Annotated in this window: 20 protein-coding genes and 1 other annotated feature (1 of these 21 only partly in view); of the genes, 19 read left to right on the forward strand and 1 reads right to left on the reverse strand. The window is 39.9% G+C overall.

Features of this window, described 5'->3' with window-relative positions; all coding sequences use genetic code 11:
- Positions 1 to 93 (forward strand) — a sequence feature (ribosomal protein L10 leader region) (it extends 36 nt beyond the left edge of the window).
- Between the two features lie 37 nt (positions 94 to 130).
- The 10 genes from rplJ to lacG all read left to right on the forward strand — a co-directional run bounded on the left by rplJ (position 131) and on the right by lacG (position 8,699).
- Positions 131 to 631, forward strand: coding sequence for a 50S ribosomal protein L10 (rplJ, locus tag J5M87_RS04610; protein ID WP_067090582.1), 501 nt, complete (start codon positions 131 to 133; stop codon positions 629 to 631).
- 73 nt (positions 632 to 704) lie between these two features.
- Positions 705 to 1,073, forward strand: a complete 369-nt coding sequence (gene rplL / locus J5M87_RS04615; RefSeq protein WP_154608587.1) for a 50S ribosomal protein L7/L12 — start codon at positions 705 to 707, stop codon at positions 1,071 to 1,073.
- A 144-nt stretch (positions 1,074 to 1,217) separates the two neighbouring features.
- Positions 1,218 to 1,979 carry a DeoR/GlpR family DNA-binding transcription regulator gene (locus J5M87_RS04620; RefSeq protein WP_154608586.1) on the forward strand — a complete coding sequence of 254 codons (762 nt, stop codon included), beginning with the start codon at positions 1,218 to 1,220 and terminating at the stop codon, positions 1,977 to 1,979.
- Positions 1,980 to 2,250: 271 nt separating this feature from the next.
- Positions 2,251 to 2,673, forward strand: coding sequence for a galactose-6-phosphate isomerase subunit LacA (gene lacA, locus J5M87_RS04625; RefSeq protein WP_154608585.1), 423 nt, complete (start codon positions 2,251 to 2,253; stop codon positions 2,671 to 2,673).
- A gap of 30 nt (positions 2,674 to 2,703) precedes the next feature.
- Positions 2,704 to 3,219 (forward strand): galactose-6-phosphate isomerase subunit LacB, encoded by a 516-nt coding sequence (gene lacB, locus J5M87_RS04630; RefSeq protein ID WP_154608584.1) that lies wholly within the window; start codon positions 2,704 to 2,706, stop codon positions 3,217 to 3,219.
- Between the two features lie 29 nt (positions 3,220 to 3,248).
- A complete protein-coding gene (gene lacD / locus J5M87_RS04635) occupies positions 3,249 to 4,244 on the forward strand; it encodes a tagatose-bisphosphate aldolase (RefSeq protein WP_154608583.1) in 996 nt (331 codons plus the stop codon).
- 167 nt (positions 4,245 to 4,411) lie between these two features.
- Positions 4,412 to 5,245 (forward strand): PRD domain-containing protein, encoded by an 834-nt coding sequence (locus J5M87_RS04640; protein WP_154608582.1) that lies wholly within the window; start codon positions 4,412 to 4,414, stop codon positions 5,243 to 5,245.
- 33 nt (positions 5,246 to 5,278) lie between these two features.
- The gene (locus J5M87_RS04645; RefSeq protein WP_154608581.1) at positions 5,279 to 5,602 is read left to right on the forward strand and encodes a PTS lactose/cellobiose transporter subunit IIA; all 324 of its coding nucleotides are present in this window, start codon (positions 5,279 to 5,281) and stop codon (positions 5,600 to 5,602) included.
- On the forward strand, positions 5,595 to 7,280 hold the full coding sequence (locus tag J5M87_RS04650; RefSeq protein WP_154608580.1) for a lactose-specific PTS transporter subunit EIIC: 1,686 nt from the start codon (positions 5,595 to 5,597) through the stop codon (positions 7,278 to 7,280). The genes J5M87_RS04645 and J5M87_RS04650 overlap by 8 nt, the downstream gene beginning before the upstream one ends.
- 9 nt (positions 7,281 to 7,289) lie before the next feature.
- The gene (lacG, locus tag J5M87_RS04655) at positions 7,290 to 8,699 is read left to right on the forward strand and encodes a 6-phospho-beta-galactosidase (RefSeq protein ID WP_154608579.1); all 1,410 of its coding nucleotides are present in this window, start codon (positions 7,290 to 7,292) and stop codon (positions 8,697 to 8,699) included.
- A 360-nt stretch (positions 8,700 to 9,059) separates the two neighbouring features.
- Here lacG and J5M87_RS04660 read toward each other — a convergent pair whose 3' ends face one another.
- Complete coding sequence (locus tag J5M87_RS04660; RefSeq protein WP_154608578.1) at positions 9,060 to 10,016, reverse strand: polysaccharide deacetylase family protein; 957 nt, start codon at positions 10,014 to 10,016, stop codon at positions 9,060 to 9,062.
- Between the two features lie 199 nt (positions 10,017 to 10,215).
- On the opposite strand from J5M87_RS04660, the gene J5M87_RS04665 reads away from it, so the two are divergent.
- From J5M87_RS04665 to guaC, 9 genes are all read left to right on the forward strand, one after another.
- A complete protein-coding gene (locus J5M87_RS04665) occupies positions 10,216 to 11,502 on the forward strand; it encodes a homoserine dehydrogenase (protein ID WP_154608577.1) in 1,287 nt (428 codons plus the stop codon).
- Between the two features lies 1 nt (position 11,503).
- Positions 11,504 to 12,370: a homoserine kinase gene (thrB, locus tag J5M87_RS04670; protein ID WP_154608576.1), complete on the forward strand. Its 867-nt coding sequence runs from the start codon at positions 11,504 to 11,506 to the stop codon at positions 12,368 to 12,370.
- A gap of 106 nt (positions 12,371 to 12,476) precedes the next feature.
- On the forward strand, positions 12,477 to 13,379 hold the full coding sequence (gene murB, locus J5M87_RS04675) for a UDP-N-acetylmuramate dehydrogenase (protein WP_154608575.1): 903 nt from the start codon (positions 12,477 to 12,479) through the stop codon (positions 13,377 to 13,379).
- A gap of 147 nt (positions 13,380 to 13,526) precedes the next feature.
- Positions 13,527 to 14,681 (forward strand): ABC transporter ATP-binding protein, encoded by a 1,155-nt coding sequence (locus J5M87_RS04680; protein ID WP_154608574.1) that lies wholly within the window; start codon positions 13,527 to 13,529, stop codon positions 14,679 to 14,681.
- The gene (locus J5M87_RS04685) at positions 14,665 to 15,465 is read left to right on the forward strand and encodes an ABC transporter permease (RefSeq protein ID WP_154608573.1); all 801 of its coding nucleotides are present in this window, start codon (positions 14,665 to 14,667) and stop codon (positions 15,463 to 15,465) included. The genes J5M87_RS04680 and J5M87_RS04685 overlap by 17 nt, the downstream gene beginning before the upstream one ends.
- Entirely contained in the window at positions 15,465 to 16,235 is a 771-nt protein-coding gene (locus tag J5M87_RS04690) for an ABC transporter permease (protein WP_154608668.1), read from the forward strand. The genes J5M87_RS04685 and J5M87_RS04690 overlap by 1 nt, the downstream gene beginning before the upstream one ends.
- Complete coding sequence (locus J5M87_RS04695; RefSeq protein ID WP_154608572.1) at positions 16,235 to 17,305, forward strand: ABC transporter substrate-binding protein; 1,071 nt, start codon at positions 16,235 to 16,237, stop codon at positions 17,303 to 17,305. Before J5M87_RS04690 ends, J5M87_RS04695 begins: the two co-directional genes overlap by 1 nt.
- A 193-nt stretch (positions 17,306 to 17,498) precedes the next feature.
- On the forward strand, positions 17,499 to 18,122 hold the full coding sequence (gene nth, locus J5M87_RS04700) for an endonuclease III (RefSeq protein ID WP_154608571.1): 624 nt from the start codon (positions 17,499 to 17,501) through the stop codon (positions 18,120 to 18,122).
- Between the two features lie 328 nt (positions 18,123 to 18,450).
- Complete coding sequence (gene guaC / locus J5M87_RS04705; RefSeq protein WP_154608570.1) at positions 18,451 to 19,434, forward strand: GMP reductase; 984 nt, start codon at positions 18,451 to 18,453, stop codon at positions 19,432 to 19,434.
- Positions 19,435 to 19,459 lie beyond the last annotated feature (25 nt).

A 19,459-nucleotide genomic window follows, 5' to 3' on the forward strand; every position in this document is an offset into this window, starting at 1 on the left:
CTGGACTCATAAATATCCTACCGAGGCACAAAACGGATAGAAAACGTATTTGTACTTTCGTGTCTAGGTTTGGCGCGTTTTTTTATTGGAACAAGCTCAAACCCAAAATAATAACGGAGGTAAAACACTAATGAGTGAAGCTATTATCGCTAAAAAAGCAGAATTAGTTGATCAAGTTGCTGAGAAGATGAAAGCTGCAGCATCTATCGTAGTTGTGGATGCACGTGGTTTGACAGTTGAGCAAGATACCGTTCTTCGTCGTGACTTACGCGGAAGCGAAGTTGAGTACAAGGTTATCAAAAACTCAATCTTACGTCGTGCAGCTGAAAAAGCTGGTCTTGAAGAACTTGCATCAATTTTTGTTGGACCATCTGCCATTGCATTTTCAAATGAAGATGTTATTGCACCAGCAAAAATCTTGAACGACTTTGCTAAAACAGCTGAAGCCCTTGAAATCAAAGGTGGTGCTATCGAAGGTAAAGTTTCTTCTAAAGAAGAAATCCAAGCTCTTGCAGCATTGCCAAACAGAGAAGGCATGCTTTCTATGCTCTTGTCTGTACTTCAAGCACCAGTTCGCAACGTTGCATACGCTGTCAAAGCTGTTGCAGAAAGCAAAGAAGACGCTGCTTAATGCGTCAACGCGTAGCCTAGTGCTACAACCATCTATTATTTAATAAAAACAAAACTATTTGGAGGAAATAACAATGGCATTGAACATTGAAAACATTATTGCTGAAATTAAAGAAGCTTCAATCCTTGAGCTTAACGATCTTGTAAAAGCGATCGAAGAAGAATTTGGTGTAACTGCAGCTGCTCCTGTAGCTGTTGCTGCAGCTGGTGCTGCTGATACTGCAGCTGCTAAAGATTCATTCGACGTTGAATTGACATCTGCTGGTGACAAAAAAGTTGGTGTTATCAAAGTTGTACGTGAAATCACAGGTCTTGGTCTTAAAGAAGCTAAAGAACTTGTTGATGGAGCACCTGCATTGGTTAAAGAAGGCGTTGCAACTGCAGAAGCTGAAGAAATCAAAGCTAAATTGGAAGAAGCTGGAGCTTCAGTTACTTTGAAATAATCTAGTAGCAATTTTACGCAACATGGGGTATTTACCTCATGTTTTTTATTATCTGTTTCCTATTTCAACATAAGATGTTGTTTTTTTCAACATTTTGATAGATTTTTGGTATAATGAAAATAAGAAAGAAATGGAGAAAAGACAATGAACAAACAAGAGCGGTTAGAGGAAATTACACGGTTGGTCTATAAAAAAGGGACGGTTCGGATTTCAGAGATTGTGGCTTCTCTTAATGTGACAGATATGACGGTTAGGAGAGATTTTAGTGAGCTAGAAGAAAAGGGCGTATTGACAAAAATTCATGGAGGAGCCCGCAGTAATAAAGCCTTTCTGCTACGAGAATTTTCTCATTCCGAAAAGCATGTTCAAAATATTGAAGCCAAACGAAATATTGCTAAGAAGGCTGCAGCTCTGATTGAGGATGGTGATACAATCTTTTTAGGACCAGGAACAACTGTGGCCTGTCTAGCAGAAGTGATTGACAATCCGAAACTGACGGTCATGACCAACTGTCTCCCTATCTTTACGATTTTATCACACAAGAAATCAGAGCAATTTCAATTGTATTTACTAGGCGGTGAATGGCGACAAGTGACAGAATCATTTGTTGGCGAAATGGCAAATACTGTCTTAGAAAAAATGCACTTTAGTAAAATATTTTTTAGTAGCAATGCAGTTAAAGGTAAAGATATCATGACATCAACCCTTACTGAAGCTTATACTCAACAATTGGCCTTGCAACATTCACTAGAAAAGTACCTTTTAATCGATACGACCAAGATTGGTAAAGAAGATTTTACAACTTTTTGTCACCTAGATGATGTGACAGCAGTTATTTGTGATAGCGATGTAGAGGATGAAGAGCTCCGCTATTTGTCGACCTATACAGAAGTTATCAGCTCCTAAGCCAGTTTGGTTAGTAATGAATGAGCTTGTTCCTACAGTTTGTCGGATGAATCTATTCATTTTTATCAAATGATAATTTGATATGATGTTAAAAGCAACAGTTGTCATTATTGTTGCTTTTTTGTTGTGTTTTTCAACAAAAATAACACAAAAAATGTTGACTTCTTGTTTTGTTTTCGATATAATACAAACATAAAAGCAAACTGCTTTTACACTGTTTTGCAAAACAATCTTTCCGGAAAAAGAAACAACGTTACACAAGGAGAAAACAATGACAATTATTATCGGTGCTGATCCAGCAGGTGTACAGCTAAAAAATGTTCTGTATCATTATCTTGTAGATTTGGGTTATCCCGTTCTTGATGTTAGTGATGGGAAAGATTTTGTAGACACTACCTTAGCAATCGCAAAGGAAGTAAATAAACAAGAAGGCAATCTAGGTATTGCAATTGATGCCTACGGCGTTGGTTCCTTCATGACAGCTACCAAACTTAAGGGGATGATTGCGGCAGAAGTTTCAGATGAACGCTCTGCCTATATGACGCGTGGACATAATAATTCACGTATCATTACACTTGGTAGTGAGATTGTTGGTGAAGGATTAGCGAAGAATATCGTGAAAGGATTTGTAGAAGGCGTCTATGATGGTGGTCGTCACCAAATTCGTGTCGATATGCTCAATAAAATGTGCTAGTATCTGTTGTATACAAAGGAGAGAAAAAACATGAAAATTGCAGTTGGATGCGATCATATTGTAACCTATGAAAAGATTGCAGTTGTGAATTATTTAAAAAATCAAGGCTATGATGTTCTGGATTGTGGCACCTATGACAGTGTGAGAACTCATTATCCGATTTTTGGTAAAAAGGTTGGAGAAGCAGTTGTTAGTGGCGAAGCAGATTTGGGAATCTGTATTTGTGGAACAGGGGTTGGAATCAATAACGCTGTCAATAAAGTACCAGGTGTTCGTTCAGCCCTTGTCAGAGATATGACATCAGCCTTGTATGCTAAAACAGAATTAAATGCGAATGTTATCGGTTTTGGTGGTAAGATAACTGGCGAATTATTGATGTGCGATATTATTGATGCCTTTATTCAAGCAGAATATCAGCCTACTGAAGAGAATCGGCAGTTGATTGAAAAACTGGCAAAAATTGAAACAATCAATCAAGAGCAAACAGATGGTAGCTTCTTCGATGAATTTCTTGAAAAATGGAATCGTGGCGAATACCATGACTAGTCATGCCAAATACAAATAGGGAGTATACAATGACAGTACAGACACAGAAATATGCGTTAATGGAAAAAGTGAGCAATAAAGAGGGAATCATTTCTGCCCTTGCTTTTGATCAGCGTGGTGCTTTGAAAAAAATGATGGCTAAGTATCAGGAAACTGAGCCTACAGTAGAAGATATTGAATTATTAAAATCAATCGTCTCAGAAGAATTGACACCATATTCATCTTCTATCCTGCTTGATCCTGAATATGGACTTCCTGCTGCTCAGATTCGTGATTCTCAGTCAGGATTATTACTGGCATATGAAAAAACAGGCTATGACGCAACAACGACCAGTCGTTTACCAGATTGCCTAGTCGAATGGTCAGTAAAACGCCTTAAGAAAGAAGGAGCAGATGCCATTAAGTTTCTCTTATACTACGATGTGGACGGAGATCCGTATGTGAATTTGCAGAAACATGCCTATATTGAGCGCATTGGATCAGAGTGTGCTGCCGAAGGTCTGCCATTTTTCTTGGAAATTTTGAGTTATGATGAAACGATAGAGGATGCAGGTAGTATCGCTTATGCCAAGGTAAAACCGCGAAAAGTGATTGAAGCGATGAGTATTTTCTCTGATAAACGTTTTGGAATAGATGTTTTGAAGGTTGAAGTACCTGTTAACATGGCTTATGTAGAAGGCTTTGCGCAGGGAAATGAGATTGCCTATACGAAAGAAGAGGCAGCAACTTATTTTAAACAGCAAGATGAAGCAACTTCTCTTCCATATATTTATTTGAGTGCAGGGGTATCTGCCAGTCTTTTCCAAGAAACCTTGGAATTTGCACACGAATCTGGAGCAGCTTTCAATGGTGTACTATGCGGTCGTGCTACTTGGGCTGATTCTGTTCAAATCTATATGGAACAAGGAGAAGAAGCTGCAAGAGAATGGTTGCGTACAGAGGGCCGTCAAAATATCGAATCGCTCAATGCTGTTTTAGAAAAGACTGCACATTCTTGGAAAGAAAGAGTTTCATCATCTAAATAAATGTAAAGGTTTACAAGGATGCTGTTTCATGATATAATTGTTTCGTTAGTTTTTATAGAGTGGATTGTAACTAAGAAAATTAGGCAAGACCGCAGATGAATGAGGGAAAATCCTTCATTTCATTTGTGGTCTTTTGTATTTTAAAAATAAAGGAGAATATCATTTACATGTATCGAATTGTACAACCTTTAAATAATAATGCGGCTCTAGTTAAAAACGAGCGAGGAGAGCAGTCAGTAGTGATGGGAATAGGTCTTGCTTTTCAAAAGAAAAAAGGGGATATTGTGAATGCTGACAAGATTGAAAAAATCTTTTCATTAAAAAGTTCCGAATCAAAAGACCATTTCTTGATGTTATTAAAAGACATCCCACTTGATTTTATTTCCGTAACCTATCAGCTGATTGATCAGCTATCTCATCAGTATGATTATCCCGTCCAAGATTATATCTATATTACCCTGACGACGCATATCTATTGTGCTTATAAAGCGGTTTTAGACCAAACCTATCAAGAAAACAGGTTAGCTGATATGATGCAAGCCTATCCAGTAGAATATCAAATGGCGAAAGAAGCTCTGTCTATCTTTAGACAAAAAATACTGAGGGATTTTCCAGAAGATGAGCTAGGAAGAATTGCCTTACATTTTATCAATGCTAAGGGTAACAAACCAGCTGAGGAAGCCTTAAAAGCTGAAACCTTACAAATGGTACTAGCTTCGGTAGAAAAAGAATTAGCTGCCAATGGTATTCTGAGAACAAAAGAAAATAGTAAATTTTATGATCGCTTGATGATTCATTTAACTTACTTTATTCGCTATTCTGATAAGGAAAAGGATTCGACTTCTTCTCTGGAAGATATGGGAGCTACCATGCAGATTGCTTACCCAAAGGCTTATCGTTTAGGGACACGAATACATGATTTAATTACGACAGAATTAGGCATGTGTTCAAACGAAGGAGAAAAATTATATATTGTCCTTCATATTCAGCGTCTACTATAATATCTCTATACAGGAAAAAAAGGAGGAAATAGAATGAATAGAGAAGAAATTACCCTACTTGGTTTTGAAATTGTTGCCTTTGCAGGAGATGCCAGATCCAAATTATTGGAGGCATTGACAGCAGCTCAACAAGGCGACTTTGCTCGAGCTGAGCAGTTGATTGCTGCAGCAAATGAATGTATTGTAGAGGCGCACCATGCGCAGACGAGTCTGTTGCAAAAAGAGGCTCAAGGAGAGGACTTGGCCTTTAGTGTGACGCTTATGCATGGTCAGGATCACTTGATGACGACCTTATTGTTGAAAGATATGATGTCACACATGCTTGAATTGTATAAAAGAGGAGTAAATCATGAATAAACTGATTGAACAAATTGAAAGAGGGAAGCCTTTTTTTGAGAAAATTTCACGGAATATCTACTTGCGTGCCATTCGTGATGGTTTTATAGCAGCTATTCCAGCTATTCTATTTTCAAGTATTTTCTTATTAGTTGCTTTTGTGCCAAATATTTTTGGTTTTACTTGGTCGGATGAAGCAGTCGCTATGATCATGAAGCCTTATGGTTATACCATGGGGATTGTGGCAGTATTAGTAGCGGGGACAACCGCAAAATCTCTGACAGATAATATCAACCGTGATTTGCCTAAAACAAATCAAATCAACTTTATCTCGACCATGATTGCGGCTATCTCAGCCTTCTTGCTCCTTGCTTCAGATGGTATTGAAGGTGGCTTTGCAAATGGCTATATGGGGACAAAAGGTTTGTTAACAGCCTTTGTAGCCGCTTTTGTGACAGTAAATGTTTATCGAGTTTGTGTAAAAAATAATATCACCATTCGGATGCCAGAGGAAGTACCGCCAAATATTTCGCAAGTATTTAAGGACATTATTCCGTACGCTATTACTATTTTAGGTATCTATTCCATTGATTTGGGAATTCGTCATGCTGTTGGAACGAGCGTAGCTGAAGCGATTTTAAAACTCTTTGAGCCATTATTTACAGCAGCAGACGGATACTTAGGAATTACGATTATCTTTGGTGCTTATGCCCTCTTCTGGTTTGTCGGAATTCATGGTCCATCTATCGTTGAGCCTGCCATTGCAGCAATTACCTATGCCAATATTGAAACGAACTTTCAATTGTTACAAGCAGGACAACATGCGGATAAAGTGCTTACTTCTGGTACACAGATGTTTATTGTTACCATGGGTGGTACAGGAGCAACATTAGTCGTACCGTTCATGTTCATGTGGTTTTGTAAATCTGAGCGCAATAAGGCGATTGGACGTGCTTCCGTTGTTCCGACCTTCTTTGGTGTCAATGAGCCGATTTTGTTTGGAGCGCCAATTGTTTTGAATCCTGTTTTCTTTGTTCCTTTCATTTTCGCGCCGATTGTCAATGTTTGGATTTTCAAATTCTTTGTTGATACATTGGGCATGAACAGTTTTAGTGTTAACTTACCGTGGACAACACCTGGACCACTGGGTATCATTATGGGAACGAACTTTGCACCTCTAGCCTTTGTCCTTGCTGCCTTGTTGGTCGTAGTAGATATTGTGATTTACTATCCATTCTTAAAGGTGTATGACCACCAAATTTTAGCTGAGGAAAAAGCAGGTAAGGAAAATAATCAGCTTCATGAAAAAGTAGCAGCGAATTTTAATACTGCAAAAGCAGATGCTATTCTTGAACGTCAGTTGTCTGATAAGACAATCACCAAGGAAACCAATGTGTTGGTGCTCTGTGCAGGTGGTGGAACCAGTGGTTTATTGGCCAATGCTCTCACCAAAGCAGCAAAAGAATATGGCGTACCTGTAACAGCTGCGGCAGGAAGTTATGGTGCTCACCGTGAGATTCTACCAGAATATGACCTAGTTATTCTTGCGCCTCAAGTGGCTTCAAACTATGCCGATATGAAACAAGAAACAGATGCGCTAAATATTCGATTGGCGAAAACAGAAGGGGCTGAGTACATTAAGTTAACGCGTGACGGTAAGGGAGCTCTTGCTTTTGTTCAGCAACAGTTAGAAAATTAGGAGTGAAGTATGGCGAAACAATTACCGCAAGATTTTATTTTCGGTGGAGCGACAGCAGCCTATCAAGCAGAAGGAGCGACTAAGCTAGATGGTAAGGGGCCTGTTGCATGGGATAAATATTTAGAAGATAATTATTGGTACCGTGCAGACCCTGCTAGTGATTTTTATCATCGCTATCCAGTTGATTTGGAATTGGCAGAGCAATTCGGAGTGAATGGTATTCGGATTTCCATTGCCTGGTCTCGCATTTTTCCAAAGGGATATGGTGAGGTAAATGAAAAGGGAGTCGAGTTTTATCATCGTTTGTTTGCAGAATGCCACAAACGACATGTAGAGCCTTTTGTGACCTTACATCATTTTGATACACCAGAGGCACTGCATTCTCAAGGTGATTTCTTGAACCGCAATACGATTGATTATTTTGTAGAGTATGCTGCCTTCTGCTTTGCAGAATTTCCAGAAGTCAAATTTTGGACAACCTTTAACGAGATTGGGCCGATTGGTGATGGACAGTATTTGGTCGGAAAATTTCCACCAGGGATTCAGTATAATCTTGAAAAAGTTTTTCAGTCTCACCATAATATGATGGTGGCTCATGCACGTGCAGTCAAACTCTTTAAAGATAAGGGCTACGCAGGCGAGATTGGGGTGGTCCATGCTTTACCGACAAAATATCCTTACAATCCTGAAAATCCAGCCGATGTTCGGGCGGCAGAGTTAGAAGATATTATTCACAATCGCTTTATTTTAGATGCGACTTACCTTGGAAAGTATTCAGATGAGACGATGCAAGGGGTTGACCAAATACTAGCAGTAAATGGAGGTCAACTCGAATTACTGGATGAAGATTTTGAGTATTTACAGGCTGCAAAGGATTTAAATGATTTCCTTGGAATCAATTACTATATGAGTGATTGGATGAGAGGAGATGATGTTGAAGAAACAGAAATTACCCACAATGGCAAAGGGGAAAAAGGTGGCTCTAAGTACCAGATCAAGGGTGTTGGTCGCAGAGAATTTGATGTAGATGTCCCAAGGACCGATTGGGATTGGATGATTTATCCGCAAGGTCTTTATGATCAGATTATGCGCGTGAAAACCCAGTATCCAAATTATAAAAAAATCTATATTACAGAAAATGGTTTGGGCTATAAAGATGAGTTTGTAGACGGTACGGTCTATGATGATGCTCGGATTGATTATGTGAAACAGCATTTAGAAGTTATTGCAGATGCAATTGCTGACGGTGCCAATGTCAAAGGCTATTTCTTATGGTCCTTGATGGACGTTTTCTCTTGGTCAAATGGCTATGAAAAGCGGTATGGACTATTCTATGTTGATTTCGAAACTCAAGAACGCTATCCCAAGAAAAGCGCTTACTGGTATAAGCAAGTTGCGGAAAGCCGAGTGATTGACTGATATAAGTGAAAGAGGCTGGGCAGAAAGTCCAGCTTCTCTTACCAAAGTTCGTAAAAACAGATTGACACAGTAGTTGTTTGTCATCATGTGTGCTTTTTAAGCTTCGAATGTAGTTTAAGTAACTGTGTTTGATACCCAAGATTGAAAGAAAGTCAGAGAAGTGACTATTGATAGCTGAGTTTAGCAAGGATCATCTAATGAATCATTCTAACCCAAATTCAAAAATGAATGAGTGAAGGGAATTGATTTCTAAGAAATGACGATTGAGTCCAACTTCCCATGAAAAAGGATTTTCTCTAGCGATAGTATGACTACAAAGAAAAACAACCACTAAGAAATTGCCTTAGTGGTTGTCGTTGCTTATTGTTCAATGGTTTGCAATAATACGTCAGCAGTTGTGACAGGAAGAATTCGTATGCGATTTAAAGTGAGTAGTCCATCTGCGGCGGAAGCAAGACCTTCGTTGGTCGTTACCCCTAGCTTGTAGTGGTTATTCTCAACCGTTTTGATGGTCTGCTCAGAATAGCGTCCAGCTGGATAGGCGATTGTAATGGTGTCTTGATCCAGTTGTCGGTCTAAATAATCTTTCGAGTCTTTTAGCTCGGTTGCTTGGGCTTCGAGTGTGCTATATTCCAAATCTGGATGATTGACAGTATGGCTTTGGAAGGACATGCCCATGCCTTTCATTTCTTTGATTTGTTCCAATGTCAAATGGTCTGGTTGTGTATCAGTAACACCTGTAATGACGTTATTAGTTGCAGTCATATTGTATTGTTTTAACAAGGGATAGGCGATACGGTAGAAGTCCCAAAGGCTGTCATCAAAGGTAAGCCAGACAACTTTCTTACCTTTTGGAAGGACATTTTCAGTTAGAATTTTGTACGCCTCTTCTGGTGTGAGAGTATAATAGCCTGCTTCTTGTAAGGCTTTCAAATGGCTCTCAAAGGTAGTTGGATCAACAATTAAATTAGCATTTGCAGCTTCTTCAGCAGCCATGACATGGACAGCATGGTACATGAGAATCGGTATTCTGACGGGAGCTTCTTGTTTTTCCCAGACCATATTCTCCTTATCAGCAGTGGTAGCTGTATCATGATTGGTTGATGAGGAGTCAAGTGTCTCTTTTGTTGTCTGACTGGTTTGAATTGTTGATGATGGAGTTGACGTGGTGCCCGCAAAGAGCCAATCACGTTTGAGATAGAGGGTGAGAGAAATGGCTAAGATAGCGGTTAGAGTCAGAAAAATACCCCAAAGGTTCTTTCTACGCTGTTGACGTTTTCCATTTCTACGACGGGATCGGCTTCTCTGTGCTACCATGACAACCTCCTTTTTCATCTATCTAGTCATCCTTCAACAGACCTGTCTTGTAGGAAAAATACCCCAACGAGATAGCGATAGTTGGACGGACTAGAGTGTCATTCTACTAATTTTCGATATGCCTCTATTATATCAAATTTTTTGCCAATTTCTCTCATTATCTGCTATAATAATAAAAATACTTTTATAAGGAGTTTGTATGTCAGTAAAGATTGGATTGTTAGGATTTGGAACGGTAGCAAGTGGGATTCCGTTCCTGCTGAAGGAAAACGCTGAGAAGATTCAGCAAGCTGCTCAAGATACGATTGAAATTGCAAAAGTATTGGTACGAGACGATGCGGAAAAAGAACGCTTAGAAGCAGCAGGACACGACTATTATTTTGTGACAAATGTAGATGAGATTTTAGCTGACGAGGATATTCAGATTGTTGTTGAATTGATGGGACGGATTGAGCCTGCCAAAACCTTTATTAGTTGCGCTTTGGAGGCTGGAAAACATGTTGTCACAGCTAATAAAGATTTATTGGCAGTTCATGGAAGTGAATTGCGGATCTTAGCTGAGAAGAACAATGTCGCACTGTATTATGAAGCAGCTGTTGCGGGCGGTATTCCTATTTTGCGTACCCTGTCAAATTCATTGGTATCTGATAAAGTAACCCGTATCCTAGGTGTCCTAAATGGTACCTCGAATTTTATGATGACTAAAATGGTAGACGAGGGATGGACCTATGAAGAAGCCTTGAAAACAGCTCAAGAATTAGGGTATGCGGAATCTGATCCAACCAATGATGTTGAAGGAATTGATGCAGCCTACAAAGCAGTCATCCTCAGTCAATTTGGTTTTGGAATGACGATTGATTTTGACAATGTTGAGCATAAGGGAATCTCGACTATTTCACCAGATGATGTAGCGGTAGCACAGGAATTGGGCTATGTTATCAAATTGGTTGGCGATATTAGGGAAACAGCCTCTGGTTTGTCAGCTGAAGTGTCACCAACCTTCTTGCCAAAACAACACCCCTTGGCAAGTGTCAATGGCGTAATGAATGCCGTATTTGTCGAGTCAATCGGAATTGGTCAATCTATGTATTATGGTCCAGGAGCTGGTCAAAAACCAACAGCAGCTAGTGTAACAGCAGATATTATTCGTATTGTTCGTCGCTTGAAAGATGAAACAGTTGGGAAAGCCTTTAATGAATTCTCTCGTCCACTCCAAATTGCAGCCCCAAGTGATGTGCGTAGTGAGTATTATTTCTCTATCTTGGCACCAGACAAAAATGGGACCTTGCTCCAATTGGCTGAGATTTTCAATGCGGAAGAAATTTCCTTCAAGCAAATTCTCCAACAGGCTTCTGACGGTGAACAGGCACATCTCGTTGTCGTGACCCATAGCATGAGTAAAACTCAGTTAGAACGTGTGACAAGCACCTTAGCAGAAGCTGCAGATTTTATGCTTCAGAATACCTTTAAAGTGTTAGGGGAATAAGATGAGGATTATCGTACCAGCAACCAGTGCCAATATTGGACCAGGATTTGATTCAGTCGGTGTTGCGCTATCAAAATATCTAACGATTGATATTGTTAAACCGCAGGAGGAATGGTTTGTCGAGCATGATTTGGAATTTGTGCCTTCTGATCGCTACAATCTGCTCATCAAAACGGCTTTGAAGGTTTATCCAGACTTGCAGCCACATCATGTGCGGATGACGAGCGATATTCCACTCGCGCGTGGACTTGGTTCCTCTAGTTCTGTCATCGTAGCAGGAATTGAACTAGCGAATCAATTAGCTAATTTAGAGTTGACAGATGATGAAAAACTGCGTTTGGCGACAGAAATCGAAGGACATCCGGATAATGTGGCGCCTGCGATTTTTGGGAATTTGGTCATCTCCAGTTATGTCAATAAAAAAGTTGCAAAGATTGTAACGGATTTTCCAGAAGCTAGTTTTGTTGCCTTTATTCCGAACTATCCCTTGCGCACGAGCGAGAGTCGCGGTGTCTTGCCAACACAATTTTCATCGAAAAAAGCTGTTGCAGCAAGCTCTATTGCTAATGTAGCTATTGCGGCATTGCTAACAGGTGACTTAGTAGAAGCAGGAAAAGCCATTGAAGCCGATATGTTCCATGAGCCTTTTCGTCAAAAACTGGTTCAGGAGTTCTATCCTATTCGTCAGTTAGGGCATGAATTAGGAGCTTATGCAACCTATCTATCTGGAGCAGGGCCAACCGTCATGATTCTAGCAAGTAAGGACAAAGAACAAGCTATCAAAGAAGCTATAGATTCTCTTTCCTTAGATGGAGAGTGTGTCGTATTGTCGGTGGATCGCCAAGGTGTCCGTACAGAATCAAGATAAGATTTTCAAAAAGGAACAGGGAAATTCTCCTTTTGTTCCTTTTTTATCGTTTTCTACTGGGATTTTTGGTATAATGGACTGAATGTAGTTTGAAATGAGAGTTAGGATGAAAGAAAAAATAAGAACAGCTTTGGCTGAAATCGATATTCGATTTAATGAGCCTTTAAAAGAATATACCTATACAAAAGTAGGTGGTAAGGTGGATTACTTGGCCTTTCCTCGGAATCGCTATGAGTTGGTACGGATTGTAACCTTTGCCAATGAGGAAAAGATTCCTTGGATGGTATTAGGAAACTCAAGTAATATCATTGTTCGTGATGGAGGAATTCGTGGCTTTGTGATTCGCATGGACAAGTTAAATAGCATTACTGTTTCAGGCTATACGATTGAGGCAGAAGCAGGAGCTAATTTGATTCAGACAACTCAGGTTGCAGCCCACCATTCCTTATCAGGTTTTGAGTTTGCTTGTGGGATTCCTGGAAGTATTGGCGGAGCAGTCTTTATGAATGCGGGAGCTTATGGTGGAGAGATTGCCCATATTTTGGTCTCTGCTCAAATTTTAACACCGAAAGGCTATGTTGAGACGCTGGATGCTCGAGAATTGACATTTGGCTATCGTTCGTCCATTTTGCAAGAAAATGGAGCGATTGTTTTATCTGCAAAATTCGCCTTAAAACCTGGGAATCATACGGCTATTCAGCAAGAAATGGAACGCTTGACTCATTTACGTGAGTTGAAACAACCCTTGGAATATCCGTCGTGTGGTTCAGTCTTTAAACGTCCTATGGGACATTTTGCGGGTCAATTAATTATGGAGGCTGGCTTGAAAGGTCATCGTATCGGTGGTGTTGAAGTATCTGAAAAACATGCAGGCTTCATGGTGAATGTCGCAAATGGGACAGCACAAGATTACGAAGACCTAGTAGCCTATGTGATTGACAAGGTTAACCAACACTCTGGAGTCATCCTAGAACGGGAAGTACGGATTTTAGGTGATTCTTTAGAGTAAGGAAATAAAAATAAAGCATTTTAAACAGTAAGGGGGTGAAGCCTATCGTAGCCGGTAGTATAGAAGGTAGTTATCATGCCTTAGAGTCAGAAAAGGCCTAACAGAGCCTCTAATCTGTAATCCATATAAAGAAGGAATTTATGAGAATTGAAGAAACCAATCATCGAATTTAAGAATGTTTCAAAGGTATTTGAAGACAGTGGAACAGTTGTGTTAAAAGATATTAACTTTGAATTGGAAGAAGGGAAATTTTATACCCTCTTAGGAGCTTCTGGTTCAGGGAAATCAACGATTTTAAATATCATTGCAGGACTACTAGATGCGACTTCTGGTGATATTTATCTGGATGGTGAGCGAATCAACGATGTACCAACCAACAAACGTGATGTCCATACAGTCTTTCAGTCCTATGCGCTCTTTCCGCACATGACTGTATTTGAAAACGTGGCTTTTCCCCTTAAATTACGAAAAATCCCCAAGGAAGAAATCGAACAACGGGTAACAGAAGTCTTGAAAATGGTTCGTTTGGCAGGATATGAAAAACGACCTATTCAAAAGTTATCTGGTGGGCAACGCCAACGGGTGGCCATTGCACGCGCCATTATCAATGAACCACGAGTGGTCTTGCTAGATGAACCCTTGTCAGCCCTTGATTTGAAATTGCGGACCGATATGCAATATGAATTGCGTGAGTTGCAGCAGCGACTTGGCATTACCTTTGTCTTTGTCACGCACGATCAGGAAGAAGCACTAGCCATGAGTGATTGGATTTTTGTCATGAATGAAGGCGAGATTGTCCAATCAGGGACACCTGTCGATATTTATGATGAGCCAATCAATCATTTTGTTGCGACCTTTATTGGAGAATCCAATATCATTTCAGGTCGCATGATTGAGGACTACTTGGTCGAATTTAACGGTAAGCGGTTTGAAGCAGTGGACGGAGGGATGAAGCCAAATGAGCAGGTTCAGGTGGTCATTCGTCCAGAAGACTTGCAAATTACCTTGCCAGAAGAAGGAAAATTAAAGGTTAAGGTGGATACTCAACTCTTTCGTGGGGTTCATTATGAAATTATCGCCTATGATGATTTGGGCAATGAGTGGATGATTCATTCGACCCGTAAGGCGATTGAAGGCGAGGTGATTGGACTAGACTTTGAACCAGAAGATATTCATATCATGCGCCTCAATGAAACCGAAGAAGAGTTTGATGCCCGTATTGAAGAATATGTGGAAGTTGAAGAAGTCGAAGATGGCTTGATCAATGCGATTGAGGAGGAACGAAATGAAGAAAACCTCTAGCTTGTTCGTTCTTCCCTACGCCCTTTGGATTGCCTTGTTTGTCTTGGCGCCTGTTGCCATGATTATTTACAAATCATTTTTGGGGATCGATGGGCATTTTACCCTGGCGAATTACCAGACCTATTTCAACTCTCCCAACATGACCTATTTGCGGATGAGTATGAACTCGATTCTCTATGCAGGGATTATTACCTTCGTGACCTTAGTGATTAGCTATCCAACTGCCTTTTTTCTCACCCAGTTAAAACACAAGCAGCTCTGGTTGATGTTGATTATTTTACCGACTTGGGTGAATTTGCTCTTGAAAGCCTATGCCTTTATTGGAATTTTTGGCCAATACGGGTCAATCAATCAATTTTTGAGTTTTCTAGGCTTGGGAACGCAGCAGATTCTCTTTACGGACTTTTCCTTTATCACAGTTGCAAGCTACATTGAAATTCCTTTTATGATTTTACCGATTTTCAATGCTTTGGATGATTTGGATCAAAATCTCATCTATGCCAGTCGTGATTTGGGTGCTAGTTCTTGGCAAACCTTTACAAAAGTTATTTTTCCTCTCTCGATGAATGGTGTCAGAAGTGGGGTTCAAGCTGTCTTTATTCCAAGTTTGAGCTTGTTCATGCTGACCCGTTTGATCGGTGGTAATCGTGTTATTACACTTGGAACAGCGATTGAACAACATTTCCTTACAACCCAAAATCAGGGAATGGGTTCGACCGTAGGTGTGGTCTTAATTTTGGCCATGCTTTTGACCATGTGGCTAACGAAAGAGAGGAAGAAATGATGAAAAAATTTGGAAAAGTTTATCTCACCATTACTTTCCTTGTTTTGTATCTCCCGATTTTTTATCTGATTGCCTATGCTTTTAATGAAGGCGGTGATATGAACGGATTTACAGGTTTCACTACGGAATATTTTGCCTCTATGTTGGGTGATAGTCGTTTGATACTGATTTTAGCTCAAACCTTCCTATTGGCCTTTCTTAGTTCCTTGATTGCAACAGTTATCGGAACTTTTGGAGCCATTTATATCTATCAAAGCAAGCAAAAATGGCAGAACACTTTATTGTCCCTCAATAATATTCTTATGGTAGCACCAGATGTGATGATTGGGGCGAGCTTCCTGATTCTCTTTACCGTGATTGGCTTCCAACTTGGATTTATCTCTGTTCTTTTGAGTCATGTGGCCTTTTCAATTCCAATCGTTGTTCTGATGGTTTTACCACGACTTAAGGAAATGAATGATGACATGGTGCTTGCAGCCTATGATTTGGGGGCTAGTCAATTCCAAATGCTCAAGGAAATCATGTTGCCCTATTTGACACCAGCCATTATCGCCGGCTACTTTATGGCCTTTACCTATTCATTAGATGATTTTGCCGTGACTTTCTTTGTAACAGGAAATGGCTATTCCAACCTTTCTGTTGAGATTTATTCACGTGCTCGTCAGGGAATTTCCCTTGAAATAAATGCCCTATCAACCCTAGTCTTTTTGTTTAGTATCTTATTGGTGGTGGGCTATTATTTCATTTCACGTGAAAAGGAGGCCAGCTAATGAAACGATTGTATTCTTTTTTAATCGGTATTATCGTGATTATTCTTGCTCTCTTTGGAATTAGTCATCAACTAGAAAGTCAATCTAATGAGGGAACGACAGAAAAATTAGTCATTTACAACTGGGGAGATTATATCGACCCTGACTTGCTAGAAAAGTTTACAGAAGAGACAGGCATAAAAGTTGATTACCAGACCTTTGATTCGAACGAAGCCATGTATACCAAGATTCACCAGGGTGGAACAACCTATGATTTGACCATTCCGTCTGAGTACATGATTTCTAAGATGATGGATGAACATCTGCTGGTAAAGCTCGATAAGAAAAAAATCAAGGGTCTAGAAAATATTGATCCGAAGTTTCTGGGCTTGAGCTTTGATAAAAAAAATGACTATTCAATTCCTTATTTTTGGGGAACCTTGGGAATTGTCTACAATGAGACGATGGTCGAACATCCTCCTCGGGAATGGGAAGATTTATGGTCAGAAGAATACCGTGACAATATCATGTTGGTAGATGGTGCTCGTGAGGGAATGGGCATTGGTCTTCAGACCCTTGGCTACAGTCTCAATTCTCGTAACAAAGACGAGCTGGAAAAAGCAGCGGATTACTTGTACGAATTGACTCCTAATATCAAAGCGATTGTCTCTGATGAAATCAAAGGCTACATGATTCAAGATGCGGCTGCTATTGCTGTGAGTTTCTCAGGTGAAGCAAGTGAAATGCTAGATGGTAATGAAAACCTGCATTATGTTGTGCCGTCAAAAGGTTCAAATCTTTGGTTTGATAACATGGTCATTCCAAAAACAGCCAAAAATATTGAAGGTGCCTATGCTTTTATTAACTTTATGCTACGTCCAGAAAATGCCTACCAGAATGCCTTGTATATCGGTTACGCAACGCCTAATACTAAGGCCAAGGAAATGTTGCCAGATGAAGTCAAAAACGATAAAGCATTCTACCCTTCAGAAGAGACCTTGAAAAATCTAGAAGTCTACGACAACCTCGGTCGCAAACTCCTAGGCGATTACAATGATCTCTACCTCCAGTTTAAGATGTATCGGAAATAAAACGCAACACTGCAGAAACGACGTCGCATTGACAGACTTTCTGTGGTGTTTTTATATGCGAGATGAATAGGTGATGTGTTGCAGAATGAAATGCGAAGAATGGAAGAATTTTAGTCATCAAACTAGTTTTTTTCTTTCTTCTGCCCTATATGATATAATAAGATTCAAGGAAGAATAGAAGAAGTGAGAGTGTATGGTTTTATCAAAAAAACGTGCTAGAAAAGTGATTGAAGAAATCATTGCCCTATATCCTGATGCCAAGCCTAGTCTGGATTTTCGTAATCATTTTGAACTGTTGGTGGCAGTCATGTTATCGGCTCAAACAACGGATGCAGCGGTAAACAAAGCAACACCAGCTTTGTTTGCAGCCCTACCGACCCCTGAGAAAATGGCAGCAGCTAGTGAGTCAGAAATTGCTAGCTATATTTCACGGCTTGGTCTCTATCGCAACAAGGCAAAATTCCTAAAAGAATGCGCCCAACAATTGCTAGAACAACATAATGGTGTGGTACCACAGACCAGAGAAGAATTAGAAGCCTTATCAGGAGTGGGACGGAAAACCGCCAATGTGGTGATGAGTGTTGGCTTCGGTATTCCCGCTTTTGCAGTTGATACCCATGTTGGTCGGATTTGTAAGCACCATGATATTGTTAAGAAATCAGCCACACCGCTTGAAACAGAAAAGCGTGTCATGGAAGTATTGCCGCCAGAATTGTGGCTCAAAGCTCATCAGGCGATGATTTACTTCGGTCGTGAGGTGTGTCATCCTAAAAATCCAGAATGTGCTAACTACCCTCAGTTATATGAATTTGATTGAGAAACATCAAAGATATAATTTTCTCTCATCGCAGTCGTTAGATTGCGATTTTTTGCGGGAAAAATACTCCTATTTTGGAGAATTGCGTATCTTCGAACTCTCTAATTGCTCAGCAAAAAGAGAACATTTCAAAGATTATTCAAATAAAAAACGAACTATATTTATATTTAAAAACAAAAATATTTATAAAAAACGAATATTAAAAAGTAATAAAGTTTTGAAATTGACAAAAACCAAACATTCCTGTATAATAAGTTAAGGAAGCGTCAGGAAAGGCGTAGCGATGCCAAAGGGCATAGGTAGGTCATTATCATAAAGGAGAGCTGAGATGCTTAACGAATTCCCTATTTTTGACTATGAAGATATTCAATTGATTCCAAATAAATGTATCATTAAGAGCCGTGCAGAGGCGGATACTCGGGTAACCTTGGGCAACCATACTTTTAAACTACCTGTTGTACCAGCAAACATGCAGACTATTATCGATGAAAAAGTTGCGGAACAATTGGCCAAAGATGGTTATTTTTATATCATGCACCGTTTTGATGAGGCTGGACGGATTCCATTTATCAAGCGTATGCATGAACAGGGCTTGATTGCTTCTATCTCAGTTGGGGTAAAAGAATACGAGTATGAGTTTGTGACCCAGTTGAAAGACGATGCACCAGAATATGTTACCATTGATATTGCTCATGGTCATGCCGATAGTGTGATTCGAATGATTCAACATATCAAAAAAGAATTACCTGATACTTTTGTCATTGCAGGAAATGTTGGAACACCTGAGGCAGTTCGTGAATTGGAAAATGCAGGAGCAGATGCGACCAAGGTTGGAATTGGCCCAGGGAAAGTATGTATCACTAAGGTCAAGACTGGCTTCGGTACTGGTGGTTGGCAATTAGCTGCCCTACGCTGGTGTGCCAAAGCTGCGCGCAAGCCGATTATTGCAGATGGCGGTATTCGCACCCATGGTGATATTGCCAAATCCATTCGTTTTGGGGCAAGCATGGTCATGATTGGCTCACTCTTTGCTGGTCACATTGAAAGCCCAGGAAAAACGATTGAAGTAGATGGCGAACAATTCAAGGAATACTACGGTTCTGCGTCTGAATACCAAAAAGGAGCTTATAAGAACGTAGAAGGTAAGAAAATTTTGTTGCCAGCTAAAGGACACTTGAAAGATACCTTAATTGAAATGGAACAAGATTTGCAAAGCTCCATTTCTTACGCAGGTGGCAAAGATATTTCGAGCTTGAAACATGTGGATTATGTCATCGTGAAAAATTCGATTTGGAATGGCGATGCCCACTAATACTAGATAAGAATCTACTGAATAG

The organism is Streptococcus sp. zg-86, from assembly GCF_017639855.1.
In the GTDB taxonomy this organism is placed as follows: domain Bacteria; phylum Bacillota; class Bacilli; order Lactobacillales; family Streptococcaceae; genus Streptococcus; species Streptococcus zhangguiae.